At 46.0% G+C, this 365-nt stretch carries 1 tRNA gene; it reads left to right on the top strand.

Annotation, left to right across the window (positions count from 1 at the left end):
• The first annotated feature begins 103 nt into the window (after positions 1-103).
• Positions 104-179: transfer RNA gene (locus J1778_RS00085), tRNA-Ala, on the top strand.
• The last annotated feature ends 186 nt before the right edge of the window (positions 180-365 follow it).

The raw sequence follows: 365 nt of genomic DNA, 5'->3' as shown, positions 1-365 counted from the left end.
TCGTTTGCACTTGCAAACGTCGTATGAACTCCGCCTTGCCTGAGAACAAATTGGCTGACTCATCTTGCTGATGAGTAATTAAGGTATCTGTAAGTGACTGTATGGGGCTATAGCTCAGCTGGGAGAGCGCCTGCCTTGCACGCAGGAGGTCAGCGGTTCGATCCCGCTTAGCTCCACCATTACCGTACAGCCCCTAAATAATACTTCAGAGTGTATTGGAAACAGTATGCTGCGAAGTATTTTGCTCTTTAACAATCTGGAACAAGCTGAAAATTGAAAGTTTACAGCTGAACATCACTCTCCGTAGAAGTACTGAGTGGTGGATTAGTCTGTAACAGAGTCTCTCAAATAATCGCAGCGCGATG

Origin of the sequence: Rahnella bonaserana, assembly GCF_019049675.1 — a bacterium.
Classification (GTDB): domain Bacteria; phylum Pseudomonadota; class Gammaproteobacteria; order Enterobacterales; family Enterobacteriaceae; genus Rahnella; species Rahnella bonaserana.
This window is presented reverse-complemented; position numbering and strand designations above follow the sequence as displayed.